We start from the raw sequence: 19,526 nt of genomic DNA on the forward strand, positions 1-19,526 counted from the left end.
AGCCGTATTCTAGCGCCTCGTCCCCGCCGCGCTTGCCCATGGACCGCAAACTGCTCGACCTGCTCGTCTGCCCCGCTTCGCGGCAACCGCTGTTGCCGCTCGACACCCGGGGCCTTCAAAGCCTCAACACGGCGATCGCCCATGGCGACGTGGTGCGCGGTGACGGCTCCCCGCAACAGGAGCCGTTGCGCGAAGCGCTGGTCACCCGTGATCGCAAGCGCGTGTACCGCGTCGACGACGGCATCCCGGTGTTGCTCGTCGAGGACGGCATCGCAACCGCCCAGGTTGCGGACTTTCCGGCCCCATGAGCACGCGACTCAGCGACGCGGTGACGCCACCGGACCCGGAGGTCGTCGCGGCCGATGTCGCTCGTGCACTCGCGGAGGATGTCGGCGACGGCGACGTCACGGCAGCGCTGTTGCCGGACACGGACGACGATGCCTACCTGCTGTGCAAGGAAGACGCGATCGTCTGCGGTCGGCCGTGGTTCGAGGCCTGCCACCGCGCGCTGGATCCGGACGTCAAGATCGACTGGCACGTCGGCGAGGGCGATCGCGTCGCGCCCCGCACCGTGCTCGCCACGCTGCGCGGTCGCGCTCGCTCTCTCGTAACGGCCGAGCGCGCGTCGCTCAACTTCATGCAGACACTGTCGGCAACCGCGACCGCGACCGCCGCGTACGTTAATGCCGTGCGCGGAACGCGCGCGCGCATCCTCGACACCCGCAAGACGATTCCGGGGCTGCGTCACGCGCAGAAATACGCGGTGCGGGTCGGCGGCGGCACGAACCACCGGATTGGCCTGTTCGACGCGGTCATGCTCAAGGAAAACCACGTACGCGCAGCCGGCTCGATCCGCGACGCGATTCGCGCCGCGCGTGCGACGCAACCCTCGCTGCCGCTGATCGTCGAGGTGGAAACGCTTGCGGAACTCGAAGACGCGCTGGCCGAAAGCTGCGACCGCATCCTGATCGACGATTTCGATGCCGCGACGCGCCGTGAAGCAGTGCGCGTTGCGAACGGGCGCATTCCGCTGGAGGTGTCCGGCGGGGTCGACCTCGACACCGTTCGCGCGATCGCGGAGGACGGCGTCGACTGCATCTCGATCGGCGGACTGACCAAGCACGTCCGCGCCATCGATCTTTCGCTCAAGCTCGGGCCTGCGCCGCACTGAGCGGCGCCGAGCACTACGCGAACGCGCGCGCCAGCAGGAACACCGCGGCCGCTGCGACCAGCACCCCGGCCGCCGCGATCGTCTGGCGCCGGGAGGGCCGACGCCGCGGCGTGCCCTCGTTTGCCGCGTCCGACAGGATCGACTCGCCCGCCGACACGGCGGCGAGGCGGAAGCGAAGCGTGTCGAACATGAGCTCGTCGCCGACCCGCGCCTCACCGAAGAGCACGCGCTTGCCGTTGATGAAGCTGCCGTTCGTGGAACCGAGGTCCTCGAGCTGCACGCCCTCGGCGGTGGGCAACAACCGCGCATGCATGCGCGAGATTCCCGACTCGTCGAGGCGCAACGTGCACTCGGGGGCCCGCCCCACTACGGTCGTGTTCGCCAATGGGTGGCTGCGGCCAAACCCCGCGCCCGAGACCGTGCGCAGCACGTAGCGCGGCAGGGCCGCGTGCACGGCGGTCACGCCGGCGCCGTCATTCATGGCCACCGCGGCGCTGCCGATGCGGGAGGCCACCGCGCTGACGGCTTCGACCGACGCAAGCCTGGCCTGCACATTGTCGAACGCGACCGTGTCCCCGCGACGCAGCGCGATGATCCCCGCCACAGGCCGGCCGTTCACACTGACCGAGGCGCCGGGCGGCACCTCGAGGGTGACGCCGCTCGCGGTGACATGCAGTTGGCAGTGCTGGGGCATCACGCCGGGGCGATCGAGCACGATGTTCGCGTTGGGGTCCGAACCGATGCGATTCACACCCTCGCCCAGCAGCACCTGCGGGTGCTCGCCTCCGGGAAACACCAGTTTCATGCGGACCCCTCGTGGATCGTGCGATTACGATTGACTCTTGCGGCCGACGCCGCGCGCCGCCACCTTACCGGACATGCCGACGCTAGTTCTACTGATGATTCTCGGCGCTGCAGCCTTCGGGTTCTGGAGCGCCGGCCGCGCCGCCGCCGAACGCGCGGAGGCGCTCGGGCGCGACGCCTGTCGCGCCGCGGGCGTTCAATGGCTCGATCAGAGCGTGCACGAGATCCGCGTCCGGCTGTGCCGCCGCGACAACGGCTGGCTGGGGCTCGAGCGGACGTTCCGTTTCGACTACTCGCACCGCGGTGACGACCGACAGTCGGGGCGGCTCGTACTGCGCGACGGCCGGCTGGTGTCGTTCACGGGGCCCGTCAGCGCCCACGTCGCGCAACTGCGTTAAGCGGTCGGGTCTGGAGTGAGACGTCGCCGCGAGAGCAGCCGTGACCCGCGCGCGACGGAGCTCACGTGGCTGCCACCATCACGGGAGCGCAGCGCGTCGGGATGCCGTTACTTGACGACGCGCAGGTGCCCTGAACGACGCGGGGACGGGCGGTCCGGGCCGTCGTCGTCACCCTCCGGGTCGGTGGGCACGGCCGCAAGGGTCACGACGGGCTCCTCCGTGTCGGGCTCCTGCTCCTCGGTGGGCAGTCCGTCGTCCGGCAGCGCCATGCCCTGCCCGGTTTCACGCGCGTAGATCGCGAGCACGGCGGAGACAGGGACCGAGACGGGATGGCTCACGCCGCCGAACCGGGCGCTGAAGCTGATCGCGTCGTTGCCCATCTCCAGATGGGAGACCGCGCGCTCAGCGATATTCAGCACGACACGGTCGTCCTTCACCGACTGCATCGGCACCTGCACGCCGGCGCGCGATGCATCGACAAGCAGATGCGGCGTCATCCCGTTGTCGGCAATCCATTCGTACAGCGCCCGCAGCAGGTACGGGCGGTGGCTCGTCATTGGCATCGACTCGGTCATGGCCGCAGTGTAGCTGTCGGTGCGCGGCCGGTCAGGCCGGCAGTTCGCGCAGCTTGCGCTCCTGCTCGGTCAGGCTTCGTGCAAACCCGGGGTTCCGGAAGATGCGATTGCCGTAGTCCTCGATCGCCTTGCCGTCCTTCGGCAACGCCACGCCGAGCGCCGGCAGGCGCCAGATGATCGGGGCCATCGCGCAGTCGGCCAGGCTCATCTCGGGGTTGAGGAAGAACTTGTAGGCCTTGAACAGCGGCACCGACGCGGTGAGCAGCTCTTTGAGCCGCTTGCGCCCGGCCTCGGCCTGCGCCTTGTTGCCGAGCTGGATCGCCTGCACCTGCGGCACCCAGTCGTGCTCGAGGCGCAGCGTCGCCAGCCGCAGGCGGGCACGCGAAAGCGGGTCGACCGGCATCAGAGGCGGATGCGGGTAGCGCTCGTCGAGGTATTCGCTGACAACGCTCGCGGCGTAGAGCACCAGGTCGCGCTCGACGAGCGTGGGGACCGAGTGGTACGGGTTGAGGTCGATGAGGTCTTCAGGCGGGTTCTGCGGATCGACCGGCGCCAAGTCGTAGCTCACGCCTTTGGCGGCCAGCACCAACCGCACCCGATGACACAGGACGCAGTCGGTGGAAGAGAACAGGGTCAGGGCATTACGCATACGCAGGCTCGCCGCCATATCGACCTCGCTGGCAGAACCGGAATCCGCCGGTCTTCGACGCCGAACGCACGCTGCGATCGGTCGTCACGGCCCGAGCTGTGACCCGCGTGGAGGCCGCGCAGCATCTGCCACGCGGACCGCACACGGGCGCCCGAAGGCGCCCGTGCAACGCGAGCCGGTCAGTGCACGTCGCGCCAGTATTCCTTCTTCAGGAGCCAGGCGAGGAACGTGAACATCGCCAGGAACAGCACGACCCAAACGCCGAGGCTCTGGCGCTTGAGCGCGGCGGGCTCGCCGGCGTACTCGAGAAATGCGGTGATATCGCGCACGAGCTGGTTGAACTCGGCGTTGGGAAGCGTGCCGGCCTGCATAACCTTGAGGTCGACGACCTGACGCTCGCCCGTTGCGGGATCGGCAGCGCCGTACTCGGCACGCTGCGAACCCTGCTGCTGCCAAAGCGGGTTAGGCATCGACACGTTTGGGTACAGCGTGTTGTTCCAGCCCAGCGGGCGCGACTCGTCGAGGTAGAACGACTTGAGGTAGGTGTACACCCAATCGCTCCCCCGCACCCGAGAGATCAGGCTCAGGTCCGGCGGCATCTTGCCGAACCAGCGCGTCGCATCTTCTTCGTTCATCGAGACATGGATCTGCTCGCCGAACTTCGCGCCGGTGAAGTTGAGGTTCTCCATGACCTCGTCTTCGCTCAGGCCGAGGTCCTCGGCCATCCGCGAGTATCGCAGGTACTTCAGCGAATGGCAGCCCGAGCAGTAGTTCATGTACGCCTGGGCGCCGCGCTGCAGCGAGGCGCGATCGCCGAGGGCCACGCCGGCCTGCTCCAGCTCGACGCCGGAGGAAGCGGCGAACGCAGACGCCGAGACCAGCAGACCTGCGACAACGGTGGCGATCTTGTGCAATGCGCGCATCGGGAAGGCTTTGTCAGTCATGCGTCGTCACCCGCTCCGGGACCGGCTTGGTCCGGTCGATCCGGGTCCAGAACGGCATGGTGATGAAGAAGGCGAAGTAGAGGAACGTCAGCACGCGGCCGATGATCGTTTCCACCGGGTCCGTGCCCGGGCCGGCGCCGATCTTGCCGAGCCACACGAAGCTGACCACGAGCAGCGCCAGCATTGCCTTGGTGATCGGACCGCGGTAACGGTGCGAGCGCACCTTCGACTTGTCGAGCCACGGCACCGCGAACAGGATCGCGATTGCAGCGAACATGACGATGACACCGCCGAGCTTGTTCGGAATCACGCGGAGCATCGCGTAGTACGGCGTGTAGTACCAGACCGGCTTGATGTGCTCGGGCGTCACGAGGCGGTTGGCCTCGGTGAAGTTGTCGTGCTCGAGGAACCAGCCGCCAAACGCCGGGGTGAAGAAGATGATGAACGCAGCCAGGGTCAGGAAGAAGCCGACGCCGAACAGGTCCTTCATCGTGTAGTACGGATGGAACGGGATGCCATCCGTCGGCGCCGTCGGCGACCAGCGATTGCCCTTCGGACCGTACTTGATGTCCACGCCGTCGGGATTGTTGGACCCGACTTCATGCAGCGCACCCAAGTGCAGCACGACGAGCAGCAGCAGCACGAGCGGCAGCGCGATGACGTGCAGCGCGAAGAAGCGGCCGAGAGTCGCGTCACCGGGCAGATAGTCGCCCATGATCCATTCGGTCAGGCCGTTGCCGATGACCGGGATCGCGCCGAACAGCGAGATGATGACCTTCGCACCCCAGAACGACATCTGGCCCCACGGCAGCACGTAGCCCATGAACGCCTCGGCCATCAGCACGAGGTAGATGAGCATGCCGAGGACCCACACGAGTTCGCGCGGCTTCTGGTACGAGCCGTACATCAGGCCGCGGAACATGTGCAGGTAGACGACGATGAAAAACAGCGAGGCGCCGGTGCTGTGCATGTACCGGATCAGCCAGCCCCACTCCACGTCGCGCATGATGTACTCGACCGACGCGAATGCCTCCGCGGCGCTCGGCTTGAAGTGCATCGTGAGGAAGATGCCGGTCACGATCTGGTTGACGAGCACCAGCATCGCGAGCGAGCCGAAGTAGTACCAGACGTTGAAGTTCTTCGGAGCGAAGTACTCCGACATGTGCTTCTTGTACGCCGGCAACACGCCCGGTGCGCGGTCGTGCACCCAGTTGAGCACGCCGTTGATGAGCCCGGTCGCGGCGTCGTTCGGCGCCTGACGCTTGTCGTTCGCAGTGGCCATGGCTTACGCGGCTCCCTGGGGGTCAACACCGATCACGAGCGTCGTGTCGTTCTCGTAGTGGTGCGGCGGCACGACCAGATTGGTCGGAGCGGGAACGCCTTCGTAGACGCGTCCGGCCATGTCGAACTTCGACTTGTGGCAGGGGCAGAAGTACCCACCCTTCCAGTTCGGATCGAAGGGCTCGGGGCGAATTTCCGCCTTCATTTCCGGTGCGCAACCCAAGTGCGTGCACAGCCCGACGAGCACCGAGATCTCGGGCTTGAGCGAACGTCCGGCATTGGCGGCGTACTGCGGCTGCTGGTCGGGATTCTGCGAATCCGGATCGCGGAGCTGGTCGTTGAGCGTCGGCAGTGCCTTGAGCACGGCAGCCGAACGACGCACGACCCAGATTGGCTGTCCGCGCCATTCGAAAACCAGGCGCTGGCCTTCGCCTAGCGCGCTGATGTCGGCAATCACCGGTGCGCCTGCCAGCTTCGCTCGCGCGCTGGGATTCCAGGACTTGATGAACGGAACCGCGACAAAACCCGCGCCGACCGCGCCCACGACCGCGGTGGTCGCGGTGAGAAAGCGTCGGCGACCGGCATTCACGGGTTGGTTGCTAGGATCGTTGATCCCTTGGTTGGCCATCCGGCACTCCGCAAAGCTCTGTAGCAACGATACGACGCAGCCGCCCAGGCGACAGCGCGGCTCAAAGGCGGGAGAGTGTAACGGAAGGGTTAAGGGGCCGACAATCCGCGAGCAGGCGGATCACGTCGATCGTCAGCGCACGACAGGCGTCGAGCGGTAACGTTCGGCAAGTTGCGCCACGCGGACCACGTAGCGCTGTGTCTCGCTGTAGGGCGGCACGCCCTTGTACTTGTCGACGGCCCCTTCGCCGGCGTTGTAGCCGGCGGCTGCGAGCGTCAGGTCGCCGTTGAAGCGCTTGAGCAGCCAAGCGAGGTACTGCACACCGCCGCGGATGTTCTGCGCGGCGTCGAACGGGTTGGAGACACCGAAACGCCGGGCAGTCGCCGGCATCAGCTGCATCAGGCCCTGCGCGCCGACGCGCGACAGCGCGTTCGGGTTGTAGGCCGACTCGGCATGGATGATCGCGCGGACGACGGCCTCGTCGACGCCAAACTGCGCCGCTGCGGCCGCGATCTCGTCACGGAAGGCGTCGGTATTGAGGCGGACCTTCCCGAAATTGACGCCCGGACGCGCGGAGCAGGCGTAGCAGGTCTCCATGAAGCTGTAACGGATCGTCCGCACTGCGGACGCGTGCGCGAGGTTCTTGGGTCGCTTGCTCGAGTAGTGGCGGACGCCGTCCTGCATGTACGAGTAGACCTCGCCCTGCACCAGGCGCGAACCGCCGCTGCGCGCGGGCGCACTGGCCAGTACGGTGCCCGGCGTCGCCCCACCCGCACCCGCGGCCGGGGCCGTCAACGTGCCAGACGCGGGAGAGCCCGCCACCGCGGCCTGAGCCGTCACAGCGCCGACGGCGGGCGCAGCCGGCAGGGGCGCCGCCGGCCGCGTACCGCGCTCAGGGCGGTACTGCCCGACCGCGGTGCAGTGGGCGCCCGCGACGCGCTTGCTCACATAGCTGCGGCTGCCGTCTTCCGCATCGCAGCGGTACACGGTGCCAGCCAATGCGGGCGTGCTGCCGAGCAGGCAGGCGAGTGCAAGCGTCGTGAATCTCCCCTTCATGGCGGCGAGTCTCCCCATTTGACCGGTACTTGCCAAGACATCCGTCGCAGAATCGCCAAACGGGACCGTTCGCAGCGGCGCCGGCGTTACCATGACGGCCTTTCCGGCGCGGATTAACCGCCGCCCCTCCCGGACCCAACATGACGATCGAACTCGACCTCCTGCCCGCGGCGCCTGCCCAGGCCGAACCTTCCCCGCCCGCGGCGACGCGCAAGCTGTTCATCGAGACCCACGGGTGCCAGATGAACGAGTACGACTCGGCGAAGATGGCCGACGTGCTCGCAGCGAGCGACGGCCTGGAATTGACGACGAAGGCCGAAGAGGCCGACGTCATCCTAGTCAACACCTGCTCAATCCGCGAAAAGGCCCAGGAAAAGGTATTCAGCCAGCTCGGTCGCTGGAAGCAGCACAAGCAGGGCGGCCGGCCGGTGATCATCGGCGTGGGCGGCTGCGTGGCGAGCCAGGAGGGCGAGGCGATCGTCAAGCGCGCGCCGTACGTGGACCTGGTGTTCGGCCCGCAGACGCTGCATCGCCTGCCCGAATTGATTCGCGCCCGACGCGAAACCGGCGTCCCGCAGGTCGACATCAGCTTCCCCGAGATCGAGAAGTTCGACCGCCTGCCCGAGCCGCGCGCGGAAGGGCCGAGCGCGTTCGTGTCGATCATGGAAGGCTGCAGCAAGTACTGCAGCTTCTGCGTGGTGCCCTACACGCGCGGCGAGGAAGTGAGCCGGCCGTTCGAAGACGTGCTCGTCGAAGTCGCGCAGCTGGCGGCCCAGGACGTGCGCGAGATCAACCTGCTCGGGCAGAACGTCAACGCCTACCGTGGGCCGTACGGCGATGGCGAAGTGGCCGACCTCGGCCTGCTGATCCGCACGATCGCGCAGATCGAAGGCGTGGGTCGTATCCGGTTCACGACCTCGCACCCGCTCGAGTTCTCGGACTCGCTCGTCGAGGCATACCGCGACGTGCCGCAGCTTGCGAACTACCTGCACCTTCCGGTGCAGGCGGGCTCGGACCGTATCCTCTCGGCGATGAAGCGCGGCTACACGGCGTTGGAGTTCAAGCAGAAGATCCGCAAGCTCCGCGCGGTGCGACCGGACATTTCGATCAGCTCGGATTTCATCGTCGGTTTCCCAGGCGAAACCGAGGCGGACTTCGAGAAAACGATGAAGCTGATCGAGGACGTCGGCTTCGACCAGTCGTTCTCGTTCATCTACTCGCGTCGGCCGGGCACGCCGGCGGCCGACCTCGAAGACACGGTGTCGAGCGAGGAAAAGCACGCGCGCCTCGCGCGGCTGCAAGCGACGATCAACGCGAATGCGCGACGCATCTCCGAAACGATGGTCGGCAGCGTGCAGACGGTGCTGGTGGAAGGCCCGTCGAGGAAGGATCCGAACGAGCTCACCGGCAAGACCGAGAACATGCGCTCGGTGAACTTCCCCGGGCATCCGCGCCTCCGCGGTCAGTTCGTCGAGATCATGATCACCGAGGCGATGAGCAACTCGTTGCGCGGGCGCGTGGTCGGCACGGACGATACGGCCGGCTGATCCCCCGCCCGACCCGTGGCGCAGGGCGCCGGCATCGGAGTCACTGCATCACGACGGCCGGCAAGCACGCCGGCCGGCGCCGGAGCGCCCGGGCACCGTGGGCGTCGGACAGTTGCGGACCGACGCATGCGCTTCGCGAATCCGCGCGGCGCCGACGCGGCTTACCGCGTCGCATCACTTCTTGCGGTACACCTCGCGCCCGTCCACGTAGGTGGCCTGCACGTCGAGTTCGCGGAGCCGCGCCGGCTCGACGGCCAGCGGGTCCTGAGCCAGCACGACGAAATCCGCACGCTTGCCGACTTCGAGACTGCCCACTTCATCCTCCGCGAACCCCGCGTACGCGGCGTCGAGCGTGAACCCGCGGAGCGCTTCGTGCGCCGTGAGTTTTTCCTGCGGCAGCCAACCGCCCGCCGGCCGGCCTTCGGCATCAGCCCGCGTGACCGCCGAGTACAGGCCAAGCCGCGGATCGACCGACTCCACCGGAAAATCCGACCCAAGCGCGAGCCGCGCGCCGCTGTCGCGCAACTGGCGCCATGCATACGCCCCGACGATGCGCTCCGGCCCCACGCGCTCTTCAGCCCAAGGCATGTCGCTGGTCGCGTGCGTGGGCTGCATCGAGGCAATCACGCCGAGCTTCGCGAACCGCGCGAGGTCATCGGGCGCGACCACCTGAGCGTGCTCGATGCGCCAGCGATGGTTCGCCGAATCGCCGAGAACGCGGCCAAAAACATCGAGGACCTCGCGGTTGCCCCGGTCGCCGATCGCGTGCGTCGCCACCTGGACGCCGCAGTCGCGGGCCTTCGTCGTCACCTTCGCCAGCGCGTCCGGCTGCATCAGCATGAGGCCGCGGTTGCCGGCGTGATCGCTGTACTCCTCGAGCATCGCGGCGCCGCGGCTGCCGAGCGCGCCGTCGATGTACAGCTTGACGCCGCGCATCTGCAGACGACCGGACTTGTGTGCGTACAGCCCGCTGCGGCACAGGTCGGCGAGCGCACCGCTGTCGCCGTCGGCGAGTGCGTTGACGCGCAGCGGCATCTCGCCCCGATCCGCAAGACGCACGTAGCGCTGCAGGTTCTCGCGCGACACGCCCATGTCGTGCACGCCGGTCAGGCCGTGCGCGACGGCCTCGCGCATGCCGAGCGCGAGCGCGCGCTCGGCGGTCGCGTCGTCGAGCGCGGGAATGGCCTGTTCGACAAGCGCCATTGCGGCGTCGACGAGCACGCCGGTGGGCTTGCCAGTCGCGTCGCGCAGGATCTGGCCGCCGTCGGGCTGCCAGTCACCGGCCAGATCGCGCTTGACGGCGCGCAGCGCGGCCGTGTTCGCCCAACCCGCGTGGCCATCGACGCGTTCGAGAAAAACGGGGCGCGACGGGAATGCGGCGTCGAGGTCGGCGGCGGTCGGGAAATTCTTTTCGGGCCAGTCGTTCTGGTCCCAGCCACGGCCCAGCATCCAGGCGCCGGCGGGCAGTGTCTTTTCGAACTCGCGCAGGCGCTGCAGCACGTCGTCCTTGCTCGACGTGTCCACCAGGTCCACGCGCAGCTTCGTGAGGCCAAGGCCTGCGACATGGCCGTGCGCGTCGATCAGGCCAGGCACCACTGTCGCGTTGCCCGCATCGACTCGCTCGGCGTTTGGATACTTCGCGAGCAGCGCCTTGCGCGAACCGACCGCAACGATGCGGCCCGCATCATCGAACGCAATCGCCTCGGCCTTGGGCTGGCGCGGATCCATCGTGTGGATCGTCGATGCCGTCAGGACCGTGGGCTCGGCGGCCATGAGCGGCGCGGCCGCGATCAGAGACAACAGGGACCAGGCCAGCCGCGTGGGACGCATGGGGAGTTTCCGTCGAGAGTCGACCGACTTTGCGAAAAAGCCCCGACCGGCGCAAGCTCACGCCGCCATTCGCACACGATGTGCATGGTGTTCCCACGCCCCCAGTGAAAATGCCGAAATGCCGTCTCGCACTACGTCCGAATTCATGCTCGAACCGTCTGAGGCCGAACGCCTCGCCAACCTCAACGGTCCCTTCGACGCGCATCTGCGGATGATCGAGTTGCGGCTCGGCGTCGAGATCGCGAACCGCGGCAACGTGTATCGCGTGATCGGCCCGCCGCCGACCGTCGGCAAGGCCGAGAAGCTGCTGCGCGACCTCTGGCGCGAAGCAGCCGACGCCACGCTGGACGAGCCTGCGATCCACCTCGCATTGACGCAGGCCGATGCGGACCAGAGCGCGAGCGACGACGTTGAGCCGCAGGAAGTCGCGATCCGTGTGAAGCGCGGCATGATCCGCGGCCGCGGCGCGAACCAGGCGAAATACCTACACGCGATCGCGACGCACGACATCAATTTCGGCATCGGCCCGGCCGGCACCGGCAAGACGTTCCTCGCGGTCGCCAGCGCGGTCGAGGCGCTCAATGAAACGCGCGTGCAGCGGCTCGTCCTGGTGCGCCCTGCGGTGGAAGCCGGCGAAAAGCTGGGCTTCCTGCCCGGCGACCTGTCGCAGAAGGTCGATCCATACCTGCGGCCGCTGTACGACGCGCTGTACGAGATGCTCGGCGTCGAGAAGGTCGTCAAGCTGCTCGAGAAGAACGTCATCGAAGTCGCGCCGCTCGCGTACATGCGCGGCCGCACGCTCAACGATGCATACGTGATCCTCGACGAAGCGCAGAACACGACGATCGAGCAGATGAAGATGTTCTTGACCCGCATCGGCTACGGCAGCACGGCCGTGGTGACGGGCGATCTCACGCAGATCGACCTGCCTAAGCACCAGAAGTCTGGGCTCCGCGACGCGCTCGACGTGCTGCGCGACGTCAACGGCATCAGCTTCACGTTCTTCGAAGCGCGCGACGTGGTGCGCCACCCACTCGTGGCCCGCATCGTCAATGCCTACGAGGCGCGCGATGCGAACACGCCGGACGCCGCCGGCGCCTGACCGGACGCGACGATGCCCAAGCGCCCCGTTCACCACGACATCTCGGTCAGTTATGCGATCGCCCGCGCCGGCGTGCCGGCGTCGACGAGCTTCCGGCGATGGGCCGAGGCCGCGCTGAGCGGCCACGGGCGCGACACCGAACTCGCGATCCGCATCGTCGACGAGGACGAGGGCCGCGAGTTCAACCGCGACTACCGCGGCAAGGACTATGCGACGAACGTGCTGAGCTTTCCGGCCGAGCTGCCGGAAGGCCTGCCTGAGCGGCTGCGCCCGCCGCTGCTCGGCGATCTGGTGATCTGCGCGCCCGTGGTCGCGCGCGAGGCCGCGCAGCAGCGCAAGACCGCATCGGCGCACTACGCGCACATGACGGTGCACGGGGTCCTGCACCTGCTCGGCTGGGACCACGAGGACGACGGCGAGGCCGAGGCGATGGAAGCGCGCGAGCGCGAGATCCTGGCCGCACTGGGCCTTCCCGACCCCTACCTCGAGCGCTGAGCGCCCTGCGGGGTCCAGCGCATATTCCGGCAGCGGTCACAGGCCCGCGCTAGACTTCAATCCTCGTGCCCGCACCGGGCAGTCGCACATGAAACTCCGCAATGTCCGAGGACGACAGTAGTACCTTCACCCAACGCGTTCCTGAGCCCCGACGCTCCTGGCTGGACCGCATCAGCTCGGCGCTCTCAGGCGAGCCCACGACACGCGAGGATCTCGTCGAACTGCTGCGCGATGCGCAAGCCGACGGCCTGATCGCCGCCGACACCCTGACGATGATGGAAGGCGCGATCGCCGTGTCCGACCTCAGCGTGGGCGACGTGATGATCTCGCGCTCGCAGATGGTGTCGCTGCCGGCCGACGCCAGCCTGCTCGAGCTCATGAAGAAGGTGGTGGAGTCCGGGCACTCGCGATTCCCGGTCCACGGAGAGGACAAGGACGAGATCCTCGGGATCCTGCTCGCGAAAGACCTGCTGCGCGGCGTGGTGGCGGATTTCGGTCCGTCGACAATCCACGAGCTGCTGCGCCCGGCCGTGCTGATCCCCGAATCCAAGCGTCTCGACGTGCTGCTCCGCGAGTTCCGCCAGTCGCGCAATCACATGGCGATCGTCATCGACGAGCACGGCGGGGTGGCCGGCCTGGTCACGATCGAGGACGTGCTCGAACAGATCGTCGGCGAGATCGACGACGAGCACGACGACGCGGAAGACCCGAACGCGCTGATCCGCGCGCAGCCTGACGGCCAGTTCGTCGTCGACGCGCTGACACCGATCGACGACTTCAACGAGCGCTTCAGCGCAGACTTCGACGACGACGAGTACGACACGATCGGCGGCCTCGTGACCGGCGCGATCGGGCACCTGCCCGAGGACGGCGAGGAGCTCACGCTCGGCCGCTTCGTGTTCCGCATCGCCCACGCCGACGGGCGGCGGGTGCACACGCTGCACGTGGGCCTGCTCGACCATGCATGAGGCGTCGCGATGCGTGCATTGATGGCAGCGCCCGCCTGCCCTGCCCGGCCGCTCCGCTCGTGAGGTACGCGCCACAGATGGAGGGCTGCGGCCCGGGCGACGCGCTGCGCGCCGGTTACGGACGCGCGATCCTCGCGTTGATCGTATGCGTGCTGCTCATGCTCGTCGCAGGCGCAGCCGTGGCCGCCCCTGCTGATGCGGGTGACACCCCGCGGGTTGGCGTGGTCACTATGCAGCCTGGCGAGATTTTCTTCGAACGCTTCGGGCATGACGCGGTCGTCGTCGACGATCCGGCGACGGGACGCGTGACCTCGTACAACTTCGGCTTCTTCGACCCGACCGAGGACGATTTCATCGCGCGCTTCGTGCGCGGCGACATGCGATATCGGCTCGCCGCGCTGCCCTTCAAGGAAGACCTGTTGTACTACGACCGCACAGGCCGCGGCGCGTCGATCCAGTGGCTCGACCTGCCGCCCGCGCGGGCCCGGGCCGTCGCCAAGGCGCTCGAGGTCAACGCGCGCCCCGAGAACGCGCACTACCGCTACGACTACTTCCTCGACAACTGCTCGACACGCGTGCGCGACTCGGTCGACTTCGCCTTGGGCGGCGCGCTGCGTCGCCAGCTGGAAGGACGCTCGCGCGGGCTCACGTACCGCAGCGAGGCTACGCGCCTCGCTTCGCCCGCGCCGTGGATGTGGCTCGGGTTCGACATCGGCCTCGGCCCTTCAGCGGACCGGCCGCTCTCGATGTGGGAGGAAGCGTTCGTGCCGATGCGCCTTGCCGACGCGCTCGCCGGTGCACGCGGGGCAGACGGCGCGCCGGTCGTCGGTGCAGTGCAGCCGCTGCTGCCGCATCGCATTTCACCGGAACCGGTCGGGTCGCGGCCCTGGTGGCCCGCATGGGCCGGGGTCGGACTCGCGTTCGGCATTGCCGCGTTGCTTGCCGCGCGGCGCTGGCCGCGCACGGTGGTCGCGCTGGCGCTCCCTTGGTGGACGCTGTGCGCCGTGCTCGGTGCCCTGATGCTTTTCATCTGGTTCGGCACGGGCCATCGCTTCGGCTGGCAGAACCACAACTTGCTGCTGTTCAACCCGCTGTGCCTGCTGCTGCTGCCGGGCGGCTGGGCCATCGCGCGTGGACGACGCGCGGGCCGCGTGTTCGGCATCGCGCTGGTCGCGGTCGCCGCGTGCGCGGTGCTCGCGCTGTTCGTGCATTGGCTGCCGGTGATGCCGCAGCGCAACGCGCACTGGATCGCCCTCGTGTTGCCGCTGCATCTGGGCCTCGCGATCGGCCTGCTCGCGCCACGCCACGCTCCGACCGCGCCCGCCACCCAATCCACTTGACGCGTCGTTGAACGATCGCAGGACCACGCCATGAACGACTTACCCGCGCTTGCTCCAGCGTCGGCGCCTCGCGTCGTCCACTGCGCCGCATACGCGAGCGACGGCACCCGCCGCGAGATCAGCCTCGATGCGATCAGCGACGTGCTCGCCATCGACGACGGCAGCTTTGTCTGGGTTGGCCTGTACGAGCCCGGCGAGGCCCTGCTCGACAAGATGCAGGAGGAGTTCGACCTGCACGATCTGGCGGTCGAGGACGCACACCACGCCCACCAGCGCCCGAAACTTGAGGCCTACGGCAACTCGCTGTTCATCGCCGTGCACACCGCACAGATGATCGACGGCCAGGTGTGCTTCGGCGAGACGCACGCGTTCGTCGGCCCGCGCTATCTGATGACGGTGCGCCACGGTGCATCCATGAGCTACGCGCCGGCGCGTGCGCGGATGGAGCGCGACCCCGACCTGCTCTCGCACGGCGCAGGTTCCGGCCTGTACGCGGTTCTCGACCAGATCGTCGACAACTACATGCCGATCGTCGACGCGTTCGGCCAGCGGCTGACCGAGCTGGAGAAGGACATCTTTTCCGATGAGTTCCGCCGCTCGACGGTGCAGGAGTTGTACGAGCTCAAGGGCGAACTCACACGGCTGCGGCTTGCGATCGCGCCGCTCCAGGACATCCTCGGCCAGATCTCGCGCGCTCGCGGTGGGCTCATCGACGAAGAGATGCAGCTGTACATGCGCGACGTTTTCGACCATGTCCTTCGCCTCAATGAAACGACCGACACGCTGCGCGAAATGCTGACCGCGGCGATGAACGTGAACCTCTCGCTCGTCACCGTGCAGCAGGGCGAAGTGGTCAAGCGGCTCGGCGGCTGGGCGGCGCTGCTCGCGGTGCCGACGCTGGTCGCGAGCTGGTACGGCATGAACTTCGAGCACATGCCGGAGCTGCCGGGGCGCTGGAGTTACGCGGTGCTGATCGGCATCGTGATCGTGGTGTCCGCGCTGCTGTTCCGCCGCTTCCGTCGCGTCGGCTGGCTGTAGCCGCCCTCGCCGCTGTGCCGCGGCGCACGATTGACCTCCACGCATGGCTCGGCGACGCTCGCCCGTCCGACGGGAGGGCGATTACATGACGGCATGGGGCGGAATGGGAACGGCAGCGGCCGGGCTTCTCGCTGTGGCGAGCCTGGCAACGCTCGCACTGCAGCGCGGCGAGAGCGTGAGCGCGATGTGGCTCGTCGCTGCCTCGGTGTCGGTGTTCTTCATCGCCTACCGCTTCTATGCGCGTTTCATCGCGCATCGCGCGCTCGGCATCGACCCGACGCGCGCGACGCCTGCCTGGCGACGCAACGACGGCCTGGACTACGTGCCGACCGAAAAATCGGTGCTCTACGGACATCATTTTGCGGCGATCGCCGGCGCCGGCCCGCTCGTCGGCCCGGTGCTCGCGGCGCAGATGGGCTACCTGCCCGGCACGTTGTGGATCCTGTTCGGCGTGGTGTTCGCCGGGGCCGTGCAGGACATGATGGTGCTGTTCTTCTCGACGCGCCGCGACGGCCGCTCGCTCGGCGAGATGATCCGTGCCGAACTCGGCGCACCGGCCGGGCTCGTGGCCATGGTCGGCATCCTGATGATCATGGTGATCCTGCTGGCGGTGCTCGCGCTCGTCGTGGTCAAGGCGCTCGCGCAGAGCCCGTGGGGCACGTTCACCGTCGCGATGACGATTCCGATCGCGCTGCTCATGGGCGTGTACCTGCGCTGGCTGCGGCCCGGACAGATTCTCGAGGTGTCCGTACTCGGTCTCATGTTGCTGCTACTCGCGATCACCGTCGGCGGTGAAGTCGCGGCCCATCCGGTCTGGGGCCCGCGCTTCACGTTCGACGGCGCGAGCCTGGCGTGGATGCTCATCGGCTATGGCTTCGTCGCCGCGGTGCTGCCGGTGTGGCTGCTGCTCGCGCCGCGCGATTACCTGTCGACGTTCCTCAAGATCGGCACGGTCATCGTGCTCGCGCTCGCAATCCTCGTCGCGATGCCCGACCTGCGCATGCCGGCGGTCACGCGCTTCGTCGACGGCACGGGTCCAGTGTTCTCGGGTGCGCTGTTCCCGTTCCTGTTCATCACGATCGCCTGCGGCGCCGTGTCGGGTTTCCACGCGTTGATCAGCTCGGGCACGACGCCGAAAATGATCTCGAACGAGGCGCACATCCCGCTGATCGGTTACGGAGCGATGCTCACCGAGGCGTTCGTCGCGATCATGGCGCTCATCGCCGCGTGCGTGCTCGACCCGGCCGTGTACTTCGCGATGAACGCGCCGACCGCGTTGATCGGCGACACCGCGCAGTCGGCGGCCGCCGCGATCGCGAACTGGGGCTTCGTGGTCACGCCCGAGGTGCTGACCGCGACGGCGAAGGACATCGGCGAATCGACGATCCTCTCGCGCACCGGCGGCGCACCGACGCTTGCGGTCGGCATGGCGCAGATCCTGACCGGCCTCGTCGGCGGCAGCGGCATGATGGCATTCTGGTACCACTACGCGATCCTGTTCGAGGCGCTGTTCATCCTCACCACGATCGACGCCGGCACGCGCGTGGCGCGCTTCATGATCCAGGAGCTCATCGGCCTCGCGTATCCCCCGTTCCAGCGCACCGAGAGCTGGGCCGCGAACGTGGTCTGCACCGGGCTCGCCGTTGCCGGCTGGGGGTGGTTCCTCTATCAGGGCGTCGTCGATCCGCTCGGCGGCATTAACACCTTGTGGCCGCTGTTCGGAATCGCAAACCAGATGCTCGCGGGCATCGCGCTCGTGTTCTGCTGCGTCGTGATGGTGCGCATGAAGCGCGAGCGCTACTTGTGGATCCCGCTGGTGCCGACCGCATGGCTGCTGATCTGCACGATGACCGCAGGCTGGCAGAAGCTGTTCCACCCGGACCCGAAGATCGGTTTCCTGTCGAACGCCGCGCGCTTCGCGGATGCGGCGGCGCGCGGCGAGCTGCTCGCACCGGCCGCGTCGCTCGCCGAGATGGAGCGCATCGTGTTCAACAACCGGCTCGACGCAGCGCTGTGTGCGCTGTTCATGGCCGTGCTGCTCGCGATGGTCGCGTTCGGCATCCGCGCCGCGCTGCACGCCCGCCGCAACCATCGCCCGACGGCGCAGGAGACCTCGTATGTCGCGTTCGATGCCGCGCGTTGATCGAGCCACGCTGGCCTCCCGCCTGCGCCGGGCATGGCGCGTCGTTGTGCGCAGCGCGCGGCTCGCCGTCGGCGTGCCCGACTACGACACCTACGTGTGCCACTGCCGGCGCGCGCATCCGGACCGCGAGCCCATGAGCCGCGACGCGTTCTTTCGCGAACGCATGGATGCGCGCTACGGCCGAGGGCGCAGCCGCTGCTGCTGACCCATGAACGCCATTCGATCAGGCGGGCGACGGATCGCCGGCCGATGCCTCAGGTCGCCAGTGCCTGCAGCATGAGTCCGGTCAGGTAGGCGACGTAGGTGCCCAGCGCGTAGCCAAGCACCGCGAGCAGCACGCCCACGGGCGCGAGCGCCGGATGGAACGCGCTTGCGACGACCGGCGCCGATGCCGCGCCGCCGATGTTCGCCTGCGAGCCGACCGCCATGAAGAACAGCGGCGCGCGGATCAGCTTGGCGACAATCAGCAACAGGCCGGCGTGCACGCTGATCCAGATCAGACCGAGCAGGAACAGCCACGGCCGGTCGAGCAGCGCGCCCAGGTCCATGTGCATGCCGATCGTGGCGACCAGGATGTAGATCATCGCCGAGCCGACCTTGGACGCGCCCGCGCCTTCGAGCATTCGCGCACGCGTGAAGCTCAGCGCCAGGCCAATCGTCGTCGCGATCAGAACGATCCAGAAAAAGCCTGACGTCAGGCTGTAATCCTCGAGACGCCAGCTCGCCGGCATCGAACGGATCCATTCGATGGCGGGCTCAGCGAGGAAGTGCGACAGGCCCGTCGCGCCGAGACCGAACGCGAGGATGATCATGAGGTCGGTCAGCGTCGGGATGCGCGAATGCTGGGCCTGGTAGGCCTCGACGCGGTTCTTGAGGTCGGTGATCGCGCTCGTATCGGCTCGCGTCCAGCGATCGAACGCATCCGAGCGCGCCGCGAGGAACAGCAAGACCGCCATCCACACGTTCGCGACAAGCACGTCAACCGCGACGAACTGCCCGAACAAGGTGGCATCCGCGCCGAACACCTCTTTCATCGCAGCCTGGTTCGCGCCGCCGCCGATCCAGCTGCCCGCGAGCGTGGTCATGCCGCGCCAGGTGTCGCCTTCGACCGTTGCGGGGTTAATCACGCCCATGACCAGGAACGACACGATTGCACCGAGCGCGACGCCCGCGGTGCCCGTCAGAAACATGATCACGGCCTTCGGGCCGAGGCGCACGATCGCGCTGAAGTCGATCGCGACGCACAGCAGCACCAGCGCGCTTGGCAGCAGGTAATCGCGCGCCATCGGATAGAGCTGCGAGGCGTTGCCATCGATGAGCCCGATGCTGTTGTAGATCGCGGGGATCAGGTAGCACAGCAGCAGCGCCGGCACGTAGGTGAAGAAGCGGTGGAAGAACCCACTCGGGCGCGATGACGCCCAGAACACGGCGCCGAGCGTGACCGCGAGCAGGCCGAGCACGACGGCGTCATTGGTGATCAGCGCGTCGGGCGCGCCGGCTTCGATGGCCATGGGTGAAAACCTTGATTCAGGGATGACGCCAACCCGACCGGGACGG

The 19,526-nt window shown here is 67.8% G+C and carries 20 protein-coding genes; 11 read left to right on the forward strand and 9 right to left on the reverse strand.

Annotation, left to right across the window (positions count from 1 at the left end):
* Positions 1-38: 38 nt before the first annotated feature.
* A complete protein-coding gene (locus tag IE075_RS06075) occupies positions 39-308 on the forward strand; it encodes a Trm112 family protein (RefSeq protein ID WP_189454252.1) in 270 nt (89 codons plus the stop codon).
* On the forward strand, positions 305-1,171 hold the full coding sequence (gene nadC / locus IE075_RS06080) for a carboxylating nicotinate-nucleotide diphosphorylase (RefSeq protein WP_189454254.1): 867 nt from the start codon (positions 305-307) through the stop codon (positions 1,169-1,171). Before IE075_RS06075 ends, nadC begins: the two co-directional genes overlap by 4 nt.
* Positions 1,172-1,184: 13 nt before the next feature.
* Here the strand turns inward: nadC and IE075_RS06085 are convergent, their stop codons facing one another.
* Positions 1,185-1,976, reverse strand: coding sequence for an FHA domain-containing protein (locus IE075_RS06085; RefSeq protein ID WP_189454256.1), 792 nt, complete (start codon positions 1,974-1,976; stop codon positions 1,185-1,187).
* A gap of 73 nt (positions 1,977-2,049) precedes the next feature.
* Here IE075_RS06085 and IE075_RS06090 point away from each other — a divergent pair, with 73 nt between their 5' ends.
* Positions 2,050-2,373, forward strand: a complete 324-nt coding sequence (locus IE075_RS06090) for a DUF3301 domain-containing protein (RefSeq protein ID WP_189454258.1) — start codon at positions 2,050-2,052, stop codon at positions 2,371-2,373.
* A gap of 107 nt (positions 2,374-2,480) precedes the next feature.
* Here IE075_RS06090 and IE075_RS06095 read toward each other — a convergent pair whose 3' ends face one another.
* The 6 genes from IE075_RS06095 to IE075_RS06120 all read right to left on the reverse strand — a co-directional run bounded on the left by IE075_RS06095 (position 2,481) and on the right by IE075_RS06120 (position 7,506).
* Positions 2,481-2,948, reverse strand: a complete 468-nt coding sequence (locus IE075_RS06095) for a ClpXP protease specificity-enhancing factor (RefSeq protein ID WP_189454260.1) — start codon at positions 2,946-2,948, stop codon at positions 2,481-2,483.
* A 31-nt stretch (positions 2,949-2,979) separates the two neighbouring features.
* Positions 2,980-3,615, reverse strand: coding sequence for a glutathione S-transferase N-terminal domain-containing protein (locus IE075_RS06100; protein WP_189454262.1), 636 nt, complete (start codon positions 3,613-3,615; stop codon positions 2,980-2,982).
* 161 nt (positions 3,616-3,776) lie between these two features.
* Entirely contained in the window at positions 3,777-4,520 is a 744-nt protein-coding gene (locus IE075_RS06105; protein WP_189454852.1) for a cytochrome c1, read from the reverse strand.
* 13 nt (positions 4,521-4,533) lie between these two features.
* A complete protein-coding gene (locus tag IE075_RS06110) occupies positions 4,534-5,823 on the reverse strand; it encodes a cytochrome b (RefSeq protein WP_189454264.1) in 1,290 nt (429 codons plus the stop codon).
* Positions 5,824-5,826: 3 nt separating this feature from the next.
* Complete coding sequence (petA, locus tag IE075_RS06115) at positions 5,827-6,450, reverse strand: ubiquinol-cytochrome c reductase iron-sulfur subunit (protein WP_189454266.1); 624 nt, start codon at positions 6,448-6,450, stop codon at positions 5,827-5,829.
* A 132-nt stretch (positions 6,451-6,582) separates the two neighbouring features.
* Positions 6,583-7,506: a lytic transglycosylase domain-containing protein gene (locus tag IE075_RS06120; RefSeq protein WP_189454268.1), complete on the reverse strand. Its 924-nt coding sequence runs from the start codon at positions 7,504-7,506 to the stop codon at positions 6,583-6,585.
* A 140-nt stretch (positions 7,507-7,646) separates the two neighbouring features.
* Here IE075_RS06120 and miaB point away from each other — a divergent pair, with 140 nt between their 5' ends.
* A complete protein-coding gene (miaB, locus tag IE075_RS06125) occupies positions 7,647-9,053 on the forward strand; it encodes a tRNA (N6-isopentenyl adenosine(37)-C2)-methylthiotransferase MiaB (RefSeq protein WP_189454270.1) in 1,407 nt (468 codons plus the stop codon).
* Positions 9,054-9,227: 174 nt separating this feature from the next.
* Here the strand turns inward: miaB and IE075_RS06130 are convergent, their stop codons facing one another.
* A complete protein-coding gene (locus IE075_RS06130; protein WP_189454273.1) occupies positions 9,228-10,883 on the reverse strand; it encodes an amidohydrolase in 1,656 nt (551 codons plus the stop codon).
* Between the two features lie 118 nt (positions 10,884-11,001).
* Here IE075_RS06130 and IE075_RS06135 point away from each other — a divergent pair, with 118 nt between their 5' ends.
* The 7 genes from IE075_RS06135 (at position 11,002) to IE075_RS06165 (ending at position 18,174) form a co-directional block, all read left to right on the forward strand.
* Positions 11,002-11,985 (forward strand): PhoH family protein, encoded by a 984-nt coding sequence (locus IE075_RS06135; RefSeq protein WP_189454275.1) that lies wholly within the window; start codon positions 11,002-11,004, stop codon positions 11,983-11,985.
* A 12-nt stretch (positions 11,986-11,997) separates the two neighbouring features.
* Positions 11,998-12,480: an rRNA maturation RNase YbeY gene (ybeY, locus tag IE075_RS06140; RefSeq protein WP_189454277.1), complete on the forward strand. Its 483-nt coding sequence runs from the start codon at positions 11,998-12,000 to the stop codon at positions 12,478-12,480.
* Between the two features lie 101 nt (positions 12,481-12,581).
* Positions 12,582-13,448 carry a CorC family transporter gene (locus IE075_RS06145; RefSeq protein WP_189454279.1) on the forward strand — a complete coding sequence of 289 codons (867 nt, stop codon included), beginning with the start codon at positions 12,582-12,584 and terminating at the stop codon, positions 13,446-13,448.
* 77 nt (positions 13,449-13,525) lie between these two features.
* Positions 13,526-14,788 (forward strand): lipoprotein N-acyltransferase Lnb domain-containing protein, encoded by a 1,263-nt coding sequence (locus IE075_RS06150; RefSeq protein WP_189454854.1) that lies wholly within the window; start codon positions 13,526-13,528, stop codon positions 14,786-14,788.
* A gap of 30 nt (positions 14,789-14,818) precedes the next feature.
* Positions 14,819-15,826 carry a magnesium and cobalt transport protein CorA gene (locus tag IE075_RS06155; RefSeq protein ID WP_189454282.1) on the forward strand — a complete coding sequence of 336 codons (1,008 nt, stop codon included), beginning with the start codon at positions 14,819-14,821 and terminating at the stop codon, positions 15,824-15,826.
* Positions 15,827-15,911: 85 nt separating this feature from the next.
* Positions 15,912-17,969: a carbon starvation CstA family protein gene (locus tag IE075_RS06160; protein WP_189454283.1), complete on the forward strand. Its 2,058-nt coding sequence runs from the start codon at positions 15,912-15,914 to the stop codon at positions 17,967-17,969.
* The gene (locus IE075_RS06165) at positions 17,956-18,174 is read left to right on the forward strand and encodes a YbdD/YjiX family protein (protein WP_189454857.1); all 219 of its coding nucleotides are present in this window, start codon (positions 17,956-17,958) and stop codon (positions 18,172-18,174) included. The genes IE075_RS06160 and IE075_RS06165 overlap by 14 nt, the downstream gene beginning before the upstream one ends.
* Positions 18,175-18,223: 49 nt before the next feature.
* Here the strand turns inward: IE075_RS06165 and IE075_RS06170 are convergent, their stop codons facing one another.
* Positions 18,224-19,480, reverse strand: coding sequence for a DUF819 family protein (locus tag IE075_RS06170; RefSeq protein ID WP_189454285.1), 1,257 nt, complete (start codon positions 19,478-19,480; stop codon positions 18,224-18,226).
* Positions 19,481-19,526: the final 46 nt, after the last annotated feature.

The organism is Cognatilysobacter bugurensis (genome assembly GCF_014652095.1).
Taxonomy (GTDB): domain Bacteria; phylum Pseudomonadota; class Gammaproteobacteria; order Xanthomonadales; family Xanthomonadaceae; genus Cognatilysobacter; species Cognatilysobacter bugurensis.